General features: G+C 55.6%; 16 protein-coding genes. 10 read left to right on the forward strand and 6 right to left on the reverse strand.

What is annotated here, in order from left to right; genetic code table 11:
- Nucleotides 1-167: 167 nt before the first annotated feature.
- The 4 genes from KP003_RS14235 to KP003_RS14250 all read right to left on the reverse strand — a co-directional run bounded on the left by KP003_RS14235 (nt 168) and on the right by KP003_RS14250 (nt 5,055).
- Entirely contained in the window at nt 168-497 is a 330-nt protein-coding gene (locus KP003_RS14235; RefSeq protein ID WP_217299751.1) for a hypothetical protein, read from the reverse strand.
- Between the two features lie 73 nt (nt 498-570).
- Entirely contained in the window at nt 571-3,282 is a 2,712-nt protein-coding gene (locus KP003_RS14240) for a CHAT domain-containing protein (protein ID WP_217299752.1), read from the reverse strand.
- Nucleotides 3,282-3,974: a hypothetical protein gene (locus KP003_RS14245; protein ID WP_217299753.1), complete on the reverse strand. Its 693-nt coding sequence runs from the start codon at nt 3,972-3,974 to the stop codon at nt 3,282-3,284. The genes KP003_RS14240 and KP003_RS14245 overlap by 1 nt, the downstream gene beginning before the upstream one ends.
- Nucleotides 3,975-4,032: 58 nt before the next feature.
- On the reverse strand, nt 4,033-5,055 hold the full coding sequence (locus KP003_RS14250) for a hypothetical protein (protein WP_217299754.1): 1,023 nt from the start codon (nt 5,053-5,055) through the stop codon (nt 4,033-4,035).
- Between the two features lie 180 nt (nt 5,056-5,235).
- Here KP003_RS14250 and KP003_RS14255 point away from each other — a divergent pair, with 180 nt between their 5' ends.
- From KP003_RS14255 to KP003_RS14265, 3 genes are all read left to right on the forward strand, one after another.
- On the forward strand, nt 5,236-5,457 hold the full coding sequence (locus KP003_RS14255; protein WP_217299755.1) for a hypothetical protein: 222 nt from the start codon (nt 5,236-5,238) through the stop codon (nt 5,455-5,457).
- Nucleotides 5,458-5,578: 121 nt separating this feature from the next.
- Nucleotides 5,579-8,422: a type IV secretion system DNA-binding domain-containing protein gene (locus KP003_RS14260; protein ID WP_217299756.1), complete on the forward strand. Its 2,844-nt coding sequence runs from the start codon at nt 5,579-5,581 to the stop codon at nt 8,420-8,422.
- A complete protein-coding gene (locus tag KP003_RS14265) occupies nt 8,419-9,144 on the forward strand; it encodes a PP2C family serine/threonine-protein phosphatase (RefSeq protein ID WP_217299757.1) in 726 nt (241 codons plus the stop codon). The genes KP003_RS14260 and KP003_RS14265 overlap by 4 nt, the downstream gene beginning before the upstream one ends.
- A 2-nt stretch (nt 9,145-9,146) precedes the next feature.
- Here KP003_RS14265 and KP003_RS14270 read toward each other — a convergent pair whose 3' ends face one another.
- Together KP003_RS14270 and KP003_RS14275 are read right to left on the reverse strand one after the other, a co-directional pair.
- Entirely contained in the window at nt 9,147-10,037 is an 891-nt protein-coding gene (locus KP003_RS14270; RefSeq protein WP_217299758.1) for a Swt1 family HEPN domain-containing protein, read from the reverse strand.
- A gap of 189 nt (nt 10,038-10,226) precedes the next feature.
- The gene (locus tag KP003_RS14275) at nt 10,227-10,595 is read right to left on the reverse strand and encodes a hypothetical protein (protein WP_217299759.1); all 369 of its coding nucleotides are present in this window, start codon (nt 10,593-10,595) and stop codon (nt 10,227-10,229) included.
- A gap of 629 nt (nt 10,596-11,224) precedes the next feature.
- Here KP003_RS14275 and KP003_RS14280 point away from each other — a divergent pair.
- The 7 genes from KP003_RS14280 to KP003_RS14305 all read left to right on the forward strand — a co-directional run bounded on the left by KP003_RS14280 (nt 11,225) and on the right by KP003_RS14305 (nt 15,412).
- Nucleotides 11,225-11,338: a relaxase domain-containing protein gene (locus KP003_RS14280; RefSeq protein ID WP_217299760.1), complete on the forward strand. Its 114-nt coding sequence runs from the start codon at nt 11,225-11,227 to the stop codon at nt 11,336-11,338.
- Between the two features lie 165 nt (nt 11,339-11,503).
- Nucleotides 11,504-11,869 (forward strand): helix-turn-helix domain-containing protein, encoded by a 366-nt coding sequence (locus KP003_RS14285; protein WP_217299761.1) that lies wholly within the window; start codon nt 11,504-11,506, stop codon nt 11,867-11,869.
- A gap of 122 nt (nt 11,870-11,991) precedes the next feature.
- Entirely contained in the window at nt 11,992-12,486 is a 495-nt protein-coding gene (locus KP003_RS14290; protein WP_217299762.1) for a hypothetical protein, read from the forward strand.
- Between the two features lie 17 nt (nt 12,487-12,503).
- Nucleotides 12,504-13,760, forward strand: coding sequence for a YfaP family protein (locus tag KP003_RS14295; RefSeq protein ID WP_217299763.1), 1,257 nt, complete (start codon nt 12,504-12,506; stop codon nt 13,758-13,760).
- 60 nt (nt 13,761-13,820) lie between these two features.
- On the forward strand, nt 13,821-13,952 hold the full coding sequence (locus KP003_RS21510) for a hypothetical protein (protein ID WP_275423195.1): 132 nt from the start codon (nt 13,821-13,823) through the stop codon (nt 13,950-13,952).
- A gap of 57 nt (nt 13,953-14,009) precedes the next feature.
- Entirely contained in the window at nt 14,010-14,624 is a 615-nt protein-coding gene (locus KP003_RS14300) for a hypothetical protein (RefSeq protein WP_217299764.1), read from the forward strand.
- A gap of 146 nt (nt 14,625-14,770) precedes the next feature.
- Nucleotides 14,771-15,412 (forward strand): hypothetical protein, encoded by a 642-nt coding sequence (locus tag KP003_RS14305; RefSeq protein ID WP_217299765.1) that lies wholly within the window; start codon nt 14,771-14,773, stop codon nt 15,410-15,412.
- Nucleotides 15,413-15,780 lie beyond the last annotated feature (368 nt).

Raw genomic sequence — 15,780 nt, forward strand, 5'->3', positions numbered from 1 at the left:
TAGATCCTAGGAAAGATCTCTTCTCGACTATTCTCAGTTGTCCGCGGGGTTGAGTCTGCCCCATAGTCTTAGACCTAAGCGGTAGCACAAGACTGGGTCCCTCGCACAAGGTATTGCAGCAAGGAATTCGATTCGCCCCGCTCTCGCATAGCTCCTCGCCTCATCAATCATCTGACCCTGAACAAGGCCCTGACCATTCCCGTGAAAATACGGATAAATGAGGAGAATATCGCGGCCAGAATGCTACCAGTAAAGGAGTCAGCTGCCCTTCTTCCAAAGAGTACACCCAAGACCGCTCTCAGCAGACTGATGGCGATGATTGCCACCACACCGAAGAATGCCGACGTCGGGACGTATTGAGAATATTTCCCAGCGGAAGGCATTAAAGCAACCGCAAGCGCAACAAACCCGATCAGCATGAATGCAGCCTGAAGTCTGAGAACCCTGAACATAACTCCGATGCCGACCAGCGTTATGGTTAGGACAAATATTTCCATGAATCGTTACCTTCATTTTTCAACATCATGTTTACCTCTAACGACACTATCGATAAAAAATGACAGAAAAGGCTTATCGCCAGTCTCCCATCACCACAAACGGCGCCCAATAATAGGGGTGCGCATACTCAGGCCGCGCCTTCACAGCCTGCATGGCCAGTTGCAGGGCTGAGGTCTTGCTCTTCCGATTCTTCACATAATGCCAGTAGAAGTTCTCCATCAGGTAACAGGTGGAAGCATCCGACACCTGCCAGAGGCTCAACATGACGGAAGCCGCACCCGCATAAAAGAGTCCGCGGCTGAGTCCTAGTAGTTCATCTGCGTTGGTGATGCGATTAAGACCAGAATCACACGCGCTCAGAGTGACCAAGCTGCAGTCAAGCTCCTGGTGGAAGAAGTCAAGCAGATAAGTCCTCCTTTCCTCCCCTTCACCGGGCGGCAGGTCCAGACCCGATAGAAACGGCTGCTCGTGGTCGAAAATACCGTGACAGGCGACATGGACAACGTCGCACCCGCCTCCCCTTTTTCTCAACTGCCCCAGGTGGGCCTTCTCGCCCCGATAGAGCTCCCCCCCAGGGTGAAACGCCCCGGCCAGCAACTCCCCTTCCCTCTCCACATGGGGCAGGTCGCCATTGTTCCGGGCAAAGATGAGCGCGCTGTCGCGACGGAGGCGGTTCTTCCGCAGGCAGAGCCGCAACACGGACGCAGACGGGGAATAGCCGATCTCGAATCGGTCGCAGAGAAACGCCTTCCCCTCCCGGTCGTAGAGCGCCTGGAACGGGAAGTAGTGCCAACAGAGATGGGGGGAGATGATGAGCCTGCGGCTGGAAGCAATATACGGCTCAAGGGGGCGGATCAGTAGGTCGTAAAGATCGGCCAGGGGGCGCCGCACTTCCCGGATGTAGTCGTGGGAGCGGACGTCCAGGGTCCGCCCGTCCCGCATCGCGGAGAGTAGCCCCCACACGCCGTCTCTAGCCACATTGAGCGACAGGTCGACCGCCACGGCCATGACCGGGCCGGTAGGGCCAACAACCCAGATAGTGAGGCCGTCACTGTTCTGGTAGAGGTCGAGGAGCAAAGTGTCGGGGGGGAGGGTATCCCTGATCTCTTCAGGCGTCAGAGGCAGGACCCTGGCGAGCGACCCGTTGTCCGGTTCATGGAGGTCCAGTTCGGCACAGGCTGCCTCAAAAGCCCGCTCCTTTTCGGCAAGTAGCTCCACCAGCGGGTCCTGCAGATCGTCGTAACCCGCACCTGCGCCGCGCTCGCCTGGCAGCTCTGTCTCAGGCGGTTCTGTCTCCTGCTCCTCCTGCCGCTGCATGGCCTCCAGAGTCTTCCGGATCTCCTCTATTTCGGCCAAGACCTCATTCGCTCGACGAAACGCCGCCGTGCCCCTCCTGGCTGGCAGCTCGTCGCGAAGCTGTCGCGATAGAAACTCCAGAAGCGCCCGCGATTTGGCCCTTTCCACATATGTGAGGGCTTCTTCGGGCCTGTCGAGCTGAAGGAGCGCCTCGATCATCATAAAGTAAGGCTCTCCCGTCGTATCCGCATATCCGATGCGGTGGGCCTCCCGCTTCAGCCCTCCCCTGATCACCTCCACAAGGTTGATAGCCTCCCGGTAGGCCCGGCAAGCTGCGTCCAGATCACCCGTATGCTCCTTCAAGAGGTGCCCCAACTGGTGCAAGGCCGCCGCTTCGCTGGACTTCGCTCCGATCCGATGGTAGATCTCCGCCGACTCCCGGAAGGCTTCCCTGGCCTCGGCGATTCTGCCCGTGAGCTGCCGGATGATCCCCAGGTTCCCAATGGTCTGGGACAGAAGGCTCCGCGACCCGGTCTCCCTGCTCTTCGCGAGTGCAGTTTCCAGAAGGTCCAAAGCTACCTCGATACTGTCTGCGGCTTCAGACTGTCGGAGCATGCAGATCGCCAGATTGTTAAGAACAAGGGCTTCCCGGCGGGCGTTCCCTTCCTGCTGGATAATTGCCAGTGCCTCCTCCAGAGCTTCCCGGGCCGTATCGTACTCATCAATATCCATGTAGATACCGGCCAGGTTGTTGAGCGCCATGGGGAGCGTCTGGCGTTCGCTGATGCAGTGATCCACCGCCTTCCCCGCATACTCAAGGGACTTGTCGTACTGCCCGATCTCAGCATACATGGTGCCCAGCGAGGACAACGCCCTGTTTATCGTGTTCCAGCGGTCATCTTGGCCATCAAGAATTTCCAGCGCCCGATTGCAAAGGGTCAGTCCCTGCTCAAGGTCCCCGAGGTCCCAGGAATAGACCCCCAAGCCCTGTAAAGCTTTCGCAATCGTATCGAGGTCGCCGGTCTCTTCGGCAAGTTCCAGGGCCTGATTGTAGTAGTCACCTGCCCTATCGGAGTTGCCCAACTCCCATTCGACATCGCCCAGCAGACTGCAGGAGAGGGCTTGGACACGCTTGGTTACAAACTCCACAGCGCTGTTCAGCCCGACAGACATGGTGTTGCAGCGGTAGTTGTAAAGCTTCAGGGTGTTTACCAGCAGGTCGCGTGCCTCGAAAAAGCGGCATTGTCTGTACAGGGCGAGCGCTTGTTGAGGTGTTTCGAAGACGGCAGTCAGGAAGGGTAATGCGGTGTCTTTTTCAGACGTTGGCAGCAGCTTTACGGCGTTGGTGAAAAACGACTGGTCGGATAGGATGGCCTCTACAAATTCTCTTTCGTACTGCGGAAATGAGGCGATCAGGTTCCTGAAGCCGGAATCCTCCCTGACGAGCTCCTGCATCTCTTCAGTTGTGTAGGGAGGCTTCAGGGGCATCAGCCCATCTCCACCGTGAGGGAGATTTCGCCTATCCGGCGGGCGCCGGAAGAGAGATTCACCTTGTATTCACCCTTTCTTTCTATCCTGAAGGAGACTTCACCATCCTCATCGGTGGTCATCTCCTCCAAAATCTCGGGTCCTGCCAGTTCTATCGCGATGCCGGGCATGAACTCCTCTTCTTCCCGATCATAAACGGATATCTTCAGATCAAGGCAGCCTTCTTTTCGGCATCTTTCGAGTGACGCCTGCAGAGAGATGGGAGGCGTTCCGAATTCCTGCATGATGCGAAGGGGCTCAGCCCTTTCCTCCGCTGCTGATTCCCCCCTTGCCGGCACGAATGTCGGCGTCCTTAACAGCTCCCCCGTGGTCGACACCAGTTCGAGTAGTTTCCCGGAAGCCCTGGCGACGATCTCCAGAAGGTTCCCGGTCTTGGCTCTGCCAAACCTGTCGTGCAGGGTCATCGACCTTCTGGCGAACTCTTCATCTTTTTGTCTCTCCCGTTCCACTTGGCAGCGGTAGAGCATTCTCAGACATTCATCACATTTGTCGGCATGCGCTTCAAAACGCTCGGCTTCAGGACCGGTCATCGCTTTGCCGAGATAGCGGACAAAGTCCTCTTCCCCGTAGCTCGAACAGCCAGGCTCCCTCCGTTCCATGCCGCCCGAAGATGTCTCTTTTCGCTCTGTCATGTCATTGCCTTATATGACGTATCTGTAAATGTGTTCACGCGTTTCGAAACAAAGTCGGTCATTCCCGCTTCCGCGCGAAGGGTACACCCTGTTTCTTCGCAAGTGCGTCGCGCACCCTCCCCAGGATGGTCGTTACATACTGCTCTTCAGTTATCCCGACCAGTGCGGCGATCTCCCGGTTGGACGGACGCGGAATCTTCTTCCCGACGGCAAGAATCTGTTCCCGCCTTTTCGTCTTTCGGGCGATATTTTCCCGCAGATCCTCGCACTTTCGCACCGCCTCCGGCGAGGAGTCCCGCAACGCCGCCCGCAACTCGCCTTCGAGCCGCCTCAACTGGTGCCAGAGTAAGACACCGCGTCCGAGATCCACGGATCTCTTCGCATCGCGCTCTTCCACCGAGGCGACGATCCTCTCCAGCATTTCCCGCACGGTTTGTTCGGGAAGCGGGCTGAACGCCGCGAGTTCCCCGGCCTCTTCAGGGATAAGGGGCATCGCAGCCATCAGGCTAAGACGCATGATCCAGAAATCTCTCCTGTTGTCGAGCCGGTCGATCTCGTCCAGTACGCTTCCCAGGTAACAGCGCAGGGCGCGGTCGATATCCGTCTCGTCGCATATCGTCTCTCCCAGCGTTGTCTCGGAGTCCTCATACAGAGGCTCGTCAAGAGAGCGCATCCCCTGCTCCGTCTGCTGTTTCGGCAGATTTTTCAGCCGTCCCCGCTCCTTCAGCCAGTCCCGTGCCTGATTGGCGGCGACCGTCTTCAGCCACGGGCGGATACCCGAAGGATCGCTGCACTTGGAGAGGAATCCCTCCTCACAGAATTTCCTAACGATATTTTCGTTTATGTCCCACACACTCTCTTCGAATTTGCAGTCGAAGGAATCCAGGTCAGACGAGAAAAGAAGCGTATGTTCAATGGCCTTTCTGATGTCGGGCGCAAACCTGGCGTAGAACTCTTCCCAGGCGTCCCGCCGCCCCGCGAGGCAGAGGCCAGCCACTTCCTGGTCGGAACTCCCGGAAAGAACCGTCCGGTCGACTTTTGGCTGTTCATTCAGTTTTCCGCTCTCGCCCGTTTTCTCCATCTGCCCCATCCACTGTCCGCATTGCTCAGGTTGGTTTATCCAATCCTCGCGCCATTCTAATTATTTATCTCTGTCCGTCAACCTTTTTTTGGAGTCTTTTTGCCTGTCGGCTCCTCCGCTGTCGTCTTGTTCTCTATTTGTCGTTGTTATATTCGTATCCATTCTCTCAGGAGGTCAAGTATGTCGATGTTCGAAAGAAGTTTTCCCGGCTGCGGCTGCACCGAAGCCCACTTACTCGAAGGATTCCATGGTTCCTGCCGGGAAATCCCCCCCTATCCTTACCGGCATCCGGCCTTGCTCGTCAGGAACATGGAGGTCAAGAAAGCCATGTCCCGCGAGTTGCTTGCTCAAGGGCTTTCGCATGAGGCAATCGACCACATCCTGAACCTTGAACAGAGCTAGCTTTTCCGGTTACTTCTCCCTTATTTCTCTTTTCTCATACAACGGCTTGCCATATCATGAGCGCACTGCAATTCAATGGGCACCACCTTTCAAATCGCCCGTCTTTTCCAGGAGGCCACTGATGCACCATTTCCCCTTCATGCTAGCATCCAAGCTTATACAAGGATTCGAGACCCTGGCGGCGCTCCGCGTCTCCTCGCTGGTCAAGAGCGATCTCCTCGCCGGTTCGTACTACAACGCCGCCGACAACCTTACGGCACCGCGCATCGATCCGGACCAGCTGCGCTATGCCCGGGAGTCGCTTCTTGCCGCGCTCGCCTCCTGGTCGCCGGACATCACCCAGGAACTTCGTTTCACCGTCTCCCCCGACCTGATGCACAAGGCGCAGGGGAAAATCGACATCCACCTCCTGATCCGCTGTCGCGCTAAAACGGAGGTCAAGGCCAAGGAGGCCGTCGCCTCCCGCTATCTGGCCCTCATGCCGCTTCTCGGCGCCTATCTTCCCGAAGCGGGCTGGGCGCCGGTCACGGCCGAAGACGAACTCCGCGCCTGCATCGCCCCCTTTGCCCCGAGCCACGCCGTCTCGATTCATCGCAACCGGGAGCAGGTGGTACTGACCGCCCCTCTCAGGCAGCCTTCCGTTGGCTTCACCGACAACGGCAACTTTTCAGCGAAGGGAGACGACAACGCCATCGAGCATCTCTTCCCCTGGCTCCCCTCCCACGACGACTGGCTGCGGCTCCTGGAAGCGCTGACCGGCCAGCTTGACCCGGTCCAGATCGTCATCCGCATGAAATCCGGTGCCGACGCCGCCTCCGAGAACGCTGCTCTCTTCGATCTGGTCCGGCGTTGCGAGGGGTTTCTCCTGGGGGTCGGCACGGCGCAGCTCACCCTCAACAGGCTCGTCGGCATCCTGCGCGACATCTATGTACAACGGCTGATCGAGCTTAAGGAGACCGGATTCAACATTGGCGTGTTCCTCCTTGCCACCCGTCCCATCGACTCCTCCCTGGCAAACGTCCTGGGAAGAGCGATATCGGGGATACGGCATGACAAGGGTGACAGCTCCGCCTTCCTTGGAGGGTTCGCCTTCGGCGAGGTATCGCCCGGCGAAGTCCTCGCCGCCGACTACTACTTCGACACGACTCCCTTTACCCTTGCCGAGGCGGCCTGTGCCTTCCGGCTCCCCGCCCCTCCGTCCCGTGACATCCCGGGGCTTCCCGTCAAGCGTTTCAGGACTTCGCTCGCCCAGCTCCCCCCCACCAATGCAGCCGGCTCCGGCACCGTCAGGCTCTTCGTCAACGAGCACCAGGGGATGTCGCAGCCGGTATTCATCGATGCCGAAGACAGGATGCGCCACTGCTTCATCATGGGGCAGACCGGCACCGGCAAGTCCACGCTACTGGAAACGATGATCCTGCAGGATATCCGGGCCGGGCAGGGACTGGCTGTCATCGACCCTCATGGTGAGATGGTCGATGACATCCTGGCGAAGATCCCCCGCGAAAGGGCTGAGGATGTGATCCTCTTCGACCTTCTCGACCGTGAGCGTCCCATCGGTTTCAACATCATCGAGTGGCGCACCATAGAGGAGCGGGACCTGATCATCGACGAGCTGTACCGGACCCTCGACCACGTTTACGACATGCGGCAGACCGGAGGTCCCATGTTCGAGCAGCACTTCCGGAACATGCTAAAGCTCCTCATGGGTGATAAACCGCGAAAGGGGTATGTGCCGACGGTGCTGGATTTCGTCAGGTGCTATCTCGACGAGGATTTCAGGCACTGGCTGATGAAGACGATGTCCGACCAGCAGGTGCTCGATTTTGTCCGGGAGATGGAGGCAGCGCGGGGCGAGGCCTGTATGCAGAATATGTCCCCCTACGTCACCTCCAAGTTCAGCCGCTTTGTCAACGACACCACGCTGAGGCGGATCATCGGTCAGGGACGGTCGCAGATTGATTTCGACGGGATCATGAACTCCGGTCGGATACTTCTTGTCAAGCTCGGCAAAGGGAGGTTTGGCAGCCAGGTGAGTGCCCTTCTGGCCAACATGTTCGTGGCGCGCTTCAAGTTCGCCGCCATGAGGCGTGGGGAGATGGCGAAGAAAAGCCGGCGGGATTTCTACCTCTACGTGGATGAGGCCCATAACCTCCCGCAGGACAACTTCACCGAACTTCTCAGCGAGGCCCGCAAGTACCGGCTCGGCCTCGTGCTTGCCACCCAGTACTGCTCCCAGTTGGGGGACGTATCGGGAAGAACTGGAAACGACCTTCTGGCTGCGATCTTCGGCAATGTGGGGACGACCATTCTTTTCAGGACCGGGGCCACCGATGCCGAGCGGCTGGCCAGAGGGCTCACCCCCTATTTCGACCAGCTCGACATCCTCGGCCTCCCCAACTTTCACGGCTACTCCCGAATGAACCTGAACAGGGAGGCGATAGCACCGTTCAGCTTCAGAACGGAACGGGATGAGAGCCCGGAGGACACAGAGCTTGGGGAATATATCCGCGCACTCTCACAGCTGAAATACGGGCGGGACGTCAAGATAGTGGATGCCGAGATACAACGGCGCACGAATGTAAAGCAGATGGAAGCTTCTGGCAGCGACACCTCAGATCCCACTTCGTCTCAGGATGCGGCCGACGTTCAGGCTGGAGATGCCCCTTGGAGCGGCAAACCGGAGCCTGCGTTCGTCAATCTCATCGTCCTCGACCTGGCGATCAAAGACATCGACCTCTCACCCACGACCCGCAAATGTCTCGAGTTCATGGAGATACGAACCATTGGGGACCTGGTGCGCTGGACCAGGTGCACTGTGAAATGTGAAAATGGCATGGCCGGGGACTTTGTGCGTGAAGTCGATGAAATGCTGTCCGCTCTCGGGGTATGCATGCAAGAGCCTTTGTCGGTGCGGGAGACGCCCCCCTTGCCGTCAAAAGATGTCGGGGGAGAATGGGAATGAGGCAAACCGAAACGAGAGGGTGCGCCGCAGTGTCCTGGCTCAAGAGCCCGAAGCACCCCTACGAGGACCGCTACCGGCTCCTGACGAGTGACATTGCGCTCGTCAGCCGGGCCCACAGGGGAGAGCTGTTCGGGGTATTCGACGGCATCGGCAGCGCCCCCATGGGAATGGCGGCGGCACAGGCCATGGCCGACTCCCTGGCCGACTTCTTTCGCCACGGTGATCTTTACGCTACCGAGTGGCAGGGGCTCTACAGGCTCTTGCAGCAGACGAATGTGGCTATCTTTCGCTGGGGCTTCATAGAAGGGACGGACCGGCCGCTGGGAGGGTGCGCCGGCACGGTTGCCTGGCTCCGTGAGAAGCAGCTCTCGTTATTTCATGCCGGTGATACCGTTTGCATGCTCATCAAGGAGGGACAGGAGCCGCGCCAGTTGACAAGGCTCCATGAGATACACGGCGATATTTATCGTTATTTCGGGTTGGGTAAGACGCTGGAGATCGAAGTGCAAAGCTGCAGCGTAGAGGAAGGCGACCTTATCCTGCTGATGTCCGATGGAGTTACCAAGGCCTACAGCACGACCGAGGCGGCCAATCTGGTGATGGATGTCTACAGTAAAACCGGGGATATCGCCGCGGCGGTAGAAGAGCTTGTCACCAGGTCGCGCGGCAGGAAGTCGAACGACGACATCACGGCACTGGTTATCGAGATCGCCGAGGAATGATTTTATTGTTGTTGGGATTTGGAGCTTTGATCTTCTTGCTGTTTGCCATCATCGGCTATAGAACTAACGATCAATTCTGCAAGCGTATCGATTTTTCCTATGTCGAAATTATAATTATCAACAAGATCATTTAGCTTATCATATATCTTCTCCAAAACTGCTCGTTTAACACCTGCCTCCACAAAATTATTTATTGAGTTTATCGAAAACTTGTCCATACTTCCTGTTTTTGCAGCTGTTTTAGCTAACTCATCTTCGTAGTGCTGTTTAAAAATAATAGCATATTTTTTGAATACATTAAACACATTTAGCGGGATGCCCAGAATTGCTCCATCTTTGCCAGTAAACTCATTGTTGTTTCCAAAACTACTGTTTTCTCTGAACTCTTTGTCATTCTTAAAACCATCTCTCTGCTTGGCCTCTTCCTGTCGGCTGCCCTCCTCCTGCTGCCTAGCCTTGGATCTCAAGCCTTCCTCCAGCTTCCTTCTTTCAGCAACCCTGGCTATAAGAGCAGAATCCGCTTCAATATGCTTTAGAAGCCGTTCCAACGTATCTAGAGAACGACATATGTCCTCTTCAGGATCAACTTCACCCGTGGGATGTGCCCATTGGTTGCGTATAGCTTGGATTTCTTTTAGGTACGTTCGTACAGTTGGGGGCAACGATCTTCTTTTCGAAATTTCCTTCCAATTTCTGTCAAAGATAATAATAAGTGGCTGGAGATCGAGCCCGCTTAGATCTTTCACCCGGCTTTCCTCAACTTGCCGTTTTTGATCTGGGCTCAGCACATTCAGAACACACTTGGTCCACCAAATGTCTGAAATCTCAGAAAGCACACCATGGAGAAAAACTCGTAGACTTCCCGTAGTCTCTTTGAATAGTAAATTATACATGATGCCTCCATCCGGCTCAGCAGATTCCGATGATATAGTTAGTTGAAGCTTGAATTTAGGTGCCTTGTGGGCAGTTGGGGACAACGCAATAAGCAGACCGCCTGTTTTTTGGGCCGGTCTTGGCGCTGGTTGGAAACTTCTTATCTGCTTTTTTTCAGCCTTTCACAAATGAAATACACACTCCGTAGCTTACCAGCAATTTTTAAGTTCCTCTTCGCTAAATTGCTTGTTCGATTGAATTTTGTTAAAAGGGTTATATGTGCAAACTTCAAAATAATTGTTGTCAAAAACACTTACTTTAATGCAAATACCGTAATCTGTGTCATCTGAACTCGTTACTCTGAATTTATTGCTCAAGTACCAACTGCCGCTATAAAAGCTGGTATAGTATTTTGCTCCAAAAAGACCTCGGCCCCATAGTGTAGATCCAAGTTCGTTAAGTATACGCATTATTATCGGTCCAATGTTTTGATCACGTTCAATACGCCAGCTTTCAGTAGCCTTTTTCTCAGCATCAATCTTCGCACTTGCCTTTATAATTTCATCTGTCCAGACCATACTATGCCACCCAACTTGTTTACATCAGAAGTAATATTGCCTGTTATTGAACAGTTAGAGAAGTCACCTATATAAGAAGCCAAGGCTGGTTTCCTATAAAAATAGCTTTCGGATTAGAAAGAGTGACAACTCTTGTTCATTGATGGAGGGAACTATCTCTCAATATCCTCTCCACCAGTTCAGACCCCTAACGCTTCTATCCCGGTTTCAGGTGGGCTTGCGTTCTGATGTCCCTGAGCATGATGCTGCGATAGCGCCGAATGGCGCGCTATAGGCTACCATGTACGTTAACTCCGATCAACGTAATTTTCTGCTCTTAGCTTGAAAGATTGCCGACTTGTCATCCCCTGTGACGAAGTCGAATCGGCAAGGACGGGGCAAGTCATGATTACCTTATCCAAAGGGATGACCGCAGGGCACGCGGGTGGGTACTTCTCCAGGGAGGACTACTACCTGCGGAGGAACCCGAAAGCAGCCTTTGTTGCTGCAAGGGCGCTCAGGCGCTCGGGCTCTCAGGCCCGGTCGGCCCCGAGGATTTCCGGGCTCTTTGCCGGGGGGGGGTGCCGGACGTGGGAGTGCTGGTCGCGGCGGGGCACGGGAGCGACCCATAGACTCTGAGACTTGTCAAGGTGCGCCGGGCGGGAAACGACGCCACCGTCTACGCCCCCAAGTCGGTCTCCATCGCCTACGTGGCCGGTGTCAAGGGGCTCAAGGAAGCACACGACGCGGCGGTGCTCTATTGAGAAGCACTACTGCCACTACCGGCAGGCCAAGAGCCCCCCCTTGAAGTCTCCCCACAAATAATCCTTCGTATATTTTTTTCACTGCCCTTTGTTAATTCCCCTCCGTTCCGTCGTTATTGATCTCAGATGATTTGCATTGCCTGATTCCGTGTGATGGGAAGGGATATGGACCGCAAAAAGATCGTAAGCAGTCGTGAGATCGGCAAAAGAATCAAATGCCGCAGGCTGGAGCTGTCGCTGACTCAGGAGATGCTCGCCACCATGCTGGATGTTTCCTACCAGCAGGTCCAGCGCTACGAAAGCGGCAAGGACAGGCTCAACGTGGAAAAGCTCCAGGTTGCCGCCAAGGCCCTTTCAGTGCCGATCTGGTATTTTTTCCGTCCCTCTGGCGATGAAGAAGGTTCGTTTGCGGACGACCAAGAGAAGGAGTTGGTCTGCCATTTCAGACACGCCCGCCGTGAGGTTAAGGAGCTGATGATAAATTTCGCCGTGATGGTCGCCCACTGGGACAAAGATTGGCAAGACACATGACGCCGCCACAAGTCACGCAACCCTTGCATTTCCCGCCAAAGATTCAAGCCTGGCATTGTAGTGATTTAATTATTTTCCTGTTAGCTTCTTCGACGATCTGCCCCCAACAAAGGAGGACGAACATGGTTAATCAAGTAAGCAGGATTTTCCTCTCAACTGCTCTGGTCGCGCTTTCAGCGTGCAGCAGCGGTGGCGGGAACTCAAGCAGCCCTTCCCCCAGCCAGGAGACTGCCACTGTCGCAGGCGTTGACACAAACCGAGACGGCGTAAGAGATGACATCGAGCGTCATATTTCGACGGCCCATCCGGACTCGGCAAAGACTCGCAGCGCTCTCAAACAATATGCCAAGGGAGTCCAAGCGTCTTTTGTCAATGTCTCCACGGCCAGCCAGGCAACTGCGCAGGAGTCGCAACTTCTTCGCGCCGGGGCCTGCGTCGCCGCCGCGACGGGCTCGGCTGCGGCCATGGCAGAAATTGATGCCCTAATGGCCAACACACCGGATCGAATAAAGGCACGCGAGGAGTACGAGAGGCATCTCGAAGGCAAGGTATTCACCATTCCTTCAGGGGACCCCGCGACGCTCTGCGACGTCGACCCTGCTTCGTTACCAAATTGAATGTAAAGGAGGGGTTTATGCAAATCCTGGTTCGTGCGATTCAAATTGCCGCAGTGCTCATTACTGTATTCGCCTCCGTTATCTCAGCTCCAGCCGTTTCTTCGGCGGCTGTCTCAGCCTGCGCCGCTGCCAACTACTCGATCATTTACATCAACGGCATTTGGACAACGGACGCCAGGCCTGCCGCCCTTGATCTTCAGAGGGCGGTCGGCACGACCCACAACGGGCAGACGGTGAAAGTATCGATCGCCTACAACAAGACCCACGGAAAGACGTCCGATCTTGCCGACGTATTCCGTCAAAAACTCAATGAGTATCCGGGGGTGGCGGCCGAACTGCTGATCAAAGCTCTCACATCCGGTATCGGCTCAGGGCTTCCCGACGCACTGGTCGAGTTCGCTCGCGCCTATAACATCGACAAGATTCGTGATGCCGAGAGTATCGGCTACAGCGATGAGGACCTGCGCGATATCGTCGGCTTCATCCGCGGCTCGATCACCGAGAACCAAAAGATTCTGCTCGTTCCACATTCCCAAGGCAACCTGTACGCAAACTCCGCCTACGCAGCCCTCACCTCAGGTGACGACGCGATACCGACCAGTTCCATCAAGATCTTCGGCATAGCCTCGCCGGCAGCCCACATAGCAGGTAACAGTGACTACCTGACATCAACCAATGACTTGGTGATAAACGGCCTGCGCGCGGCCAGTGGCCTGTCAGTTCTCCAGGCGAACTTCACGGTAAGCCTTACTACGAGCGACCTCAGCGGACACGGCATGACGGAGGTGTACCTCAATCCGGACCGCGAGGGCCGGGCAGAAATCATCGCCCGCATCAAGAGTGCCCTCTCCTCCCTCATTGAACCCGGTGGACAGGGGGGACAAGGACCGATCACGGTGACTCTGACCTGGGGAGCCCAGCCCGACGTCGATCTTCATGTCCTCGAGCCTGATGGCAACCATGTCTTCTACCTGAACAAACAGGGGACCGTCGGCATGCTTGATCTGGACATTACCAGCTCTTATGGCCCGGAGCATTACTTCACATCGTGCAGCACACTGCAGGAAGGTGCCTACAAGATAGCGGTCAATTACTTTAACGGAAGCAATCCCGAAGTGGCCACCGTTACCATAACCACGCCGCAGGGATCGGTGACTCGCAAGGTGCCGCTTTATGCTGCGTCCGGTGCATCTGGGGATTCGTCACCCATTATGGCCGGCACCGTGGTAGTGACCCGCAATCCGAAAGGATACTACGATTTTCAGGTCATCTGAGTGCAATAGAAACAGACTTAAGCGGGAAGGTGACTATTTCGGTAAAGGAGGGAAACGGACATGAAACAAAGATCTTTGTTGTTGCTGATTGCTGTCACGCTGATTGCGATGCTGCTCGCCGGATGCGACGAAAGCGGCGGCGGGAACCGAAACGGCACGATCCTCGACGATTCGGCGGCCACCCGTCGCTAACGGAATCGGTGAAAACGAGTCCCATCACGGAACCAATACACCCATCGGAGGAAGAAAATGAAACTGTCAAGACTTTGCGCAATTCTGCTCATGTTCACGGTGCTAAATCTGTTCGGCTGCATGACCACCAAGAACGGGAATCATGTCGACAACGCGTTCCCCTCACAGGAAACCTTCAGGGACAAGACGGTGGCAATACTCCCTGTCAAGTCACAGACCAGCCTTTCCACCGACTCTCACACCCCTCTGAAGAAGGCGTTGAACGGCAAGATCGTCGCAGCCGTAAAGACGAAGCTCCCCGGCGCCACCGTGATCACTCCTCAAAGCAGTCTGGACACCTTGAACGAGGCCGGCAAGTTGGAGGTTCTCGAGAAGCTGATGAGCGGCTATGACAGCACGGGGGCCTTTGACAAGAAGCTGACCAGCGCGATCTGTTCGGCGCTGAAAACGGACTACGTGCTCCTGCCGAAACTCAAGATCGAGCAGATGGACGCGGTGGTCGCCAAGACCTTCATCTCCTCCCTGGAAGTTTTCCTGCTGGGCAGAAACAGCGGCGACCCCTTATGGAACGGGATCGGCGACTTCAAACGGTACGGCATCTACGGCTTCGGCGGCACCGAAACCGACGAGGCGGCAAAGGAGCTGGTGTCCCTGACATTCAGCGGCAATTGAATAAAGGCTGGTTGGAAAATATCCTGTGGAGGGACGCGATGAGAAAAATTGTTATGGTAAATCTGATCGGATTTTGCTGCCTTGTCAGCACACTCTTTGCTGCAACCGGACACGCGGAAGAGGTGGCGAATTCCAGGCTGATGTTTATGGCATCTTCCAAGCCGACCAAGAGTATCATGGTGGACGGCGTGGAATACGTGCCGAAGGGAAGCGAGAAAAGTGCAAGGAACGACGACTCCGACCGCCCCAAACCGCGCCGTTCCAATTCTGACCGGTCGGGATCGGATGGCGAGATCAACGGGAAACTGGAAAACTTCGCCATGAAGGGAAAGTATGGCGCGGGGCTCGAAGTTTCCGTCGTCAACCTCGGGATCGGACCTTCCGCCGAGTACTGGATCACCGACAACTTCGTCGCTTCCGGACACTTGGGGCTGGGTAGCTTTACCACCTATGGCATTCGCGGCGATTACGTCTTCGACAAGCCGATAAAGCTCTACCAAACTTACACCGCCGAACCGTACGTGGGGCTCGGCTACACCTTCATAAAAGGGCCTGAAGAGTCATTTGCCGGCGGTTCGGTGAAGACCGAGGGCTCCGGCTTCGACGTCCATGCCGGCTTATTCATGCCGGTGCAGCACCTCTACAAGAATCTCGCCCTGCGCACCGAGATAGCCTACTCCACCGCTACAGTCGAGGCCACAGCCACAGTCGGCTCGACAAAAGCAACGGTATCTGGTGATTTCAGCTCATTCGGGTTCGGCGTCGGGATCTATTACTTCTTCAATTAGTTAACCGGGAGGGAACCAGGTTCCATAAAAGGGAGAGCCGCAGATTGCGGCTCTCCTTTTAGCGATGTTTAGCTACAATTTTTCGCTCAACCACATGCTTGCTCCGCCCCCTCATCAGCATCGATGTCATCGAAGATACTGCGTTATTTGTAGTAATTGCCATCCTAGTGCGAAGAGCGCATTAAGCCGCAAGACGCGCTGTTATTTAAGTCATGGCTAAACGTTATAGGGGCTCCTTGTTCTGCGCTCGCTGACGATCCTGGTTGTCCATATTAGAAAACCTGCTATGCGCTAGCCTTCTTGAGCTACTGTTTCGTTTTCCCCTAGAGTGCCTACAGCACTTGGCTAGGAGCCTGTGGTACCTGCCT

The sequence above is a fragment of the Geomonas diazotrophica genome (assembly GCF_019063885.1).
Classification (GTDB): Bacteria; Desulfobacterota; Desulfuromonadia; order Geobacterales; family Geobacteraceae; genus Geomonas; species Geomonas diazotrophica.

Bases quoted from the DNA above. Each gene is read 5' to 3' on its own strand.
- KP003_RS14250 (WP_217299754.1), bottom strand. From the start codon at position 5,055: ATGGAGAAAACGGGCGAGAGCGGAAAACTGAATGAACAGCCAAAAGTC.
- KP003_RS14295 (WP_217299763.1), top strand. From the start codon at position 12,504: ATGCAAATCCTGGTTCGTGCGATTCAAATTGCCGCAGTGCTCATTACT.
- KP003_RS14305 (WP_217299765.1), top strand. From the start codon at position 14,771: ATGGCATCTTCCAAGCCGACCAAGAGTATCATGGTGGACGGCGTGGAA.
- KP003_RS14240 (WP_217299752.1), bottom strand. From the start codon at position 3,282: ATGCCCCTGAAGCCTCCCTACACAACTGAAGAGATGCAGGAGCTCGTC.
- KP003_RS14245 (WP_217299753.1), bottom strand. From the start codon at position 3,974: ATGACAGAGCGAAAAGAGACATCTTCGGGCGGCATGGAACGGAGGGAG.
- KP003_RS14270 (WP_217299758.1), bottom strand. From the start codon at position 10,037: ATGTATAATTTACTATTCAAAGAGACTACGGGAAGTCTACGAGTTTTT.
- KP003_RS21510 (WP_275423195.1), top strand. From the start codon at position 13,821: ATGAAACAAAGATCTTTGTTGTTGCTGATTGCTGTCACGCTGATTGCG.
- KP003_RS14275 (WP_217299759.1), bottom strand. From the start codon at position 10,595: ATGGTCTGGACAGATGAAATTATAAAGGCAAGTGCGAAGATTGATGCT.
- KP003_RS14285 (WP_217299761.1), top strand. From the start codon at position 11,504: ATGGACCGCAAAAAGATCGTAAGCAGTCGTGAGATCGGCAAAAGAATC.
- KP003_RS14265 (WP_217299757.1), top strand. From the start codon at position 8,419: ATGAGGCAAACCGAAACGAGAGGGTGCGCCGCAGTGTCCTGGCTCAAG.
- KP003_RS14290 (WP_217299762.1), top strand. From the start codon at position 11,992: ATGGTTAATCAAGTAAGCAGGATTTTCCTCTCAACTGCTCTGGTCGCG.
- KP003_RS14300 (WP_217299764.1), top strand. From the start codon at position 14,010: ATGAAACTGTCAAGACTTTGCGCAATTCTGCTCATGTTCACGGTGCTA.
- KP003_RS14255 (WP_217299755.1), top strand. From the start codon at position 5,236: ATGTCGATGTTCGAAAGAAGTTTTCCCGGCTGCGGCTGCACCGAAGCC.
- KP003_RS14235 (WP_217299751.1), bottom strand. From the start codon at position 497: ATGGAAATATTTGTCCTAACCATAACGCTGGTCGGCATCGGAGTTATG.
- KP003_RS14260 (WP_217299756.1), top strand. From the start codon at position 5,579: ATGCACCATTTCCCCTTCATGCTAGCATCCAAGCTTATACAAGGATTC.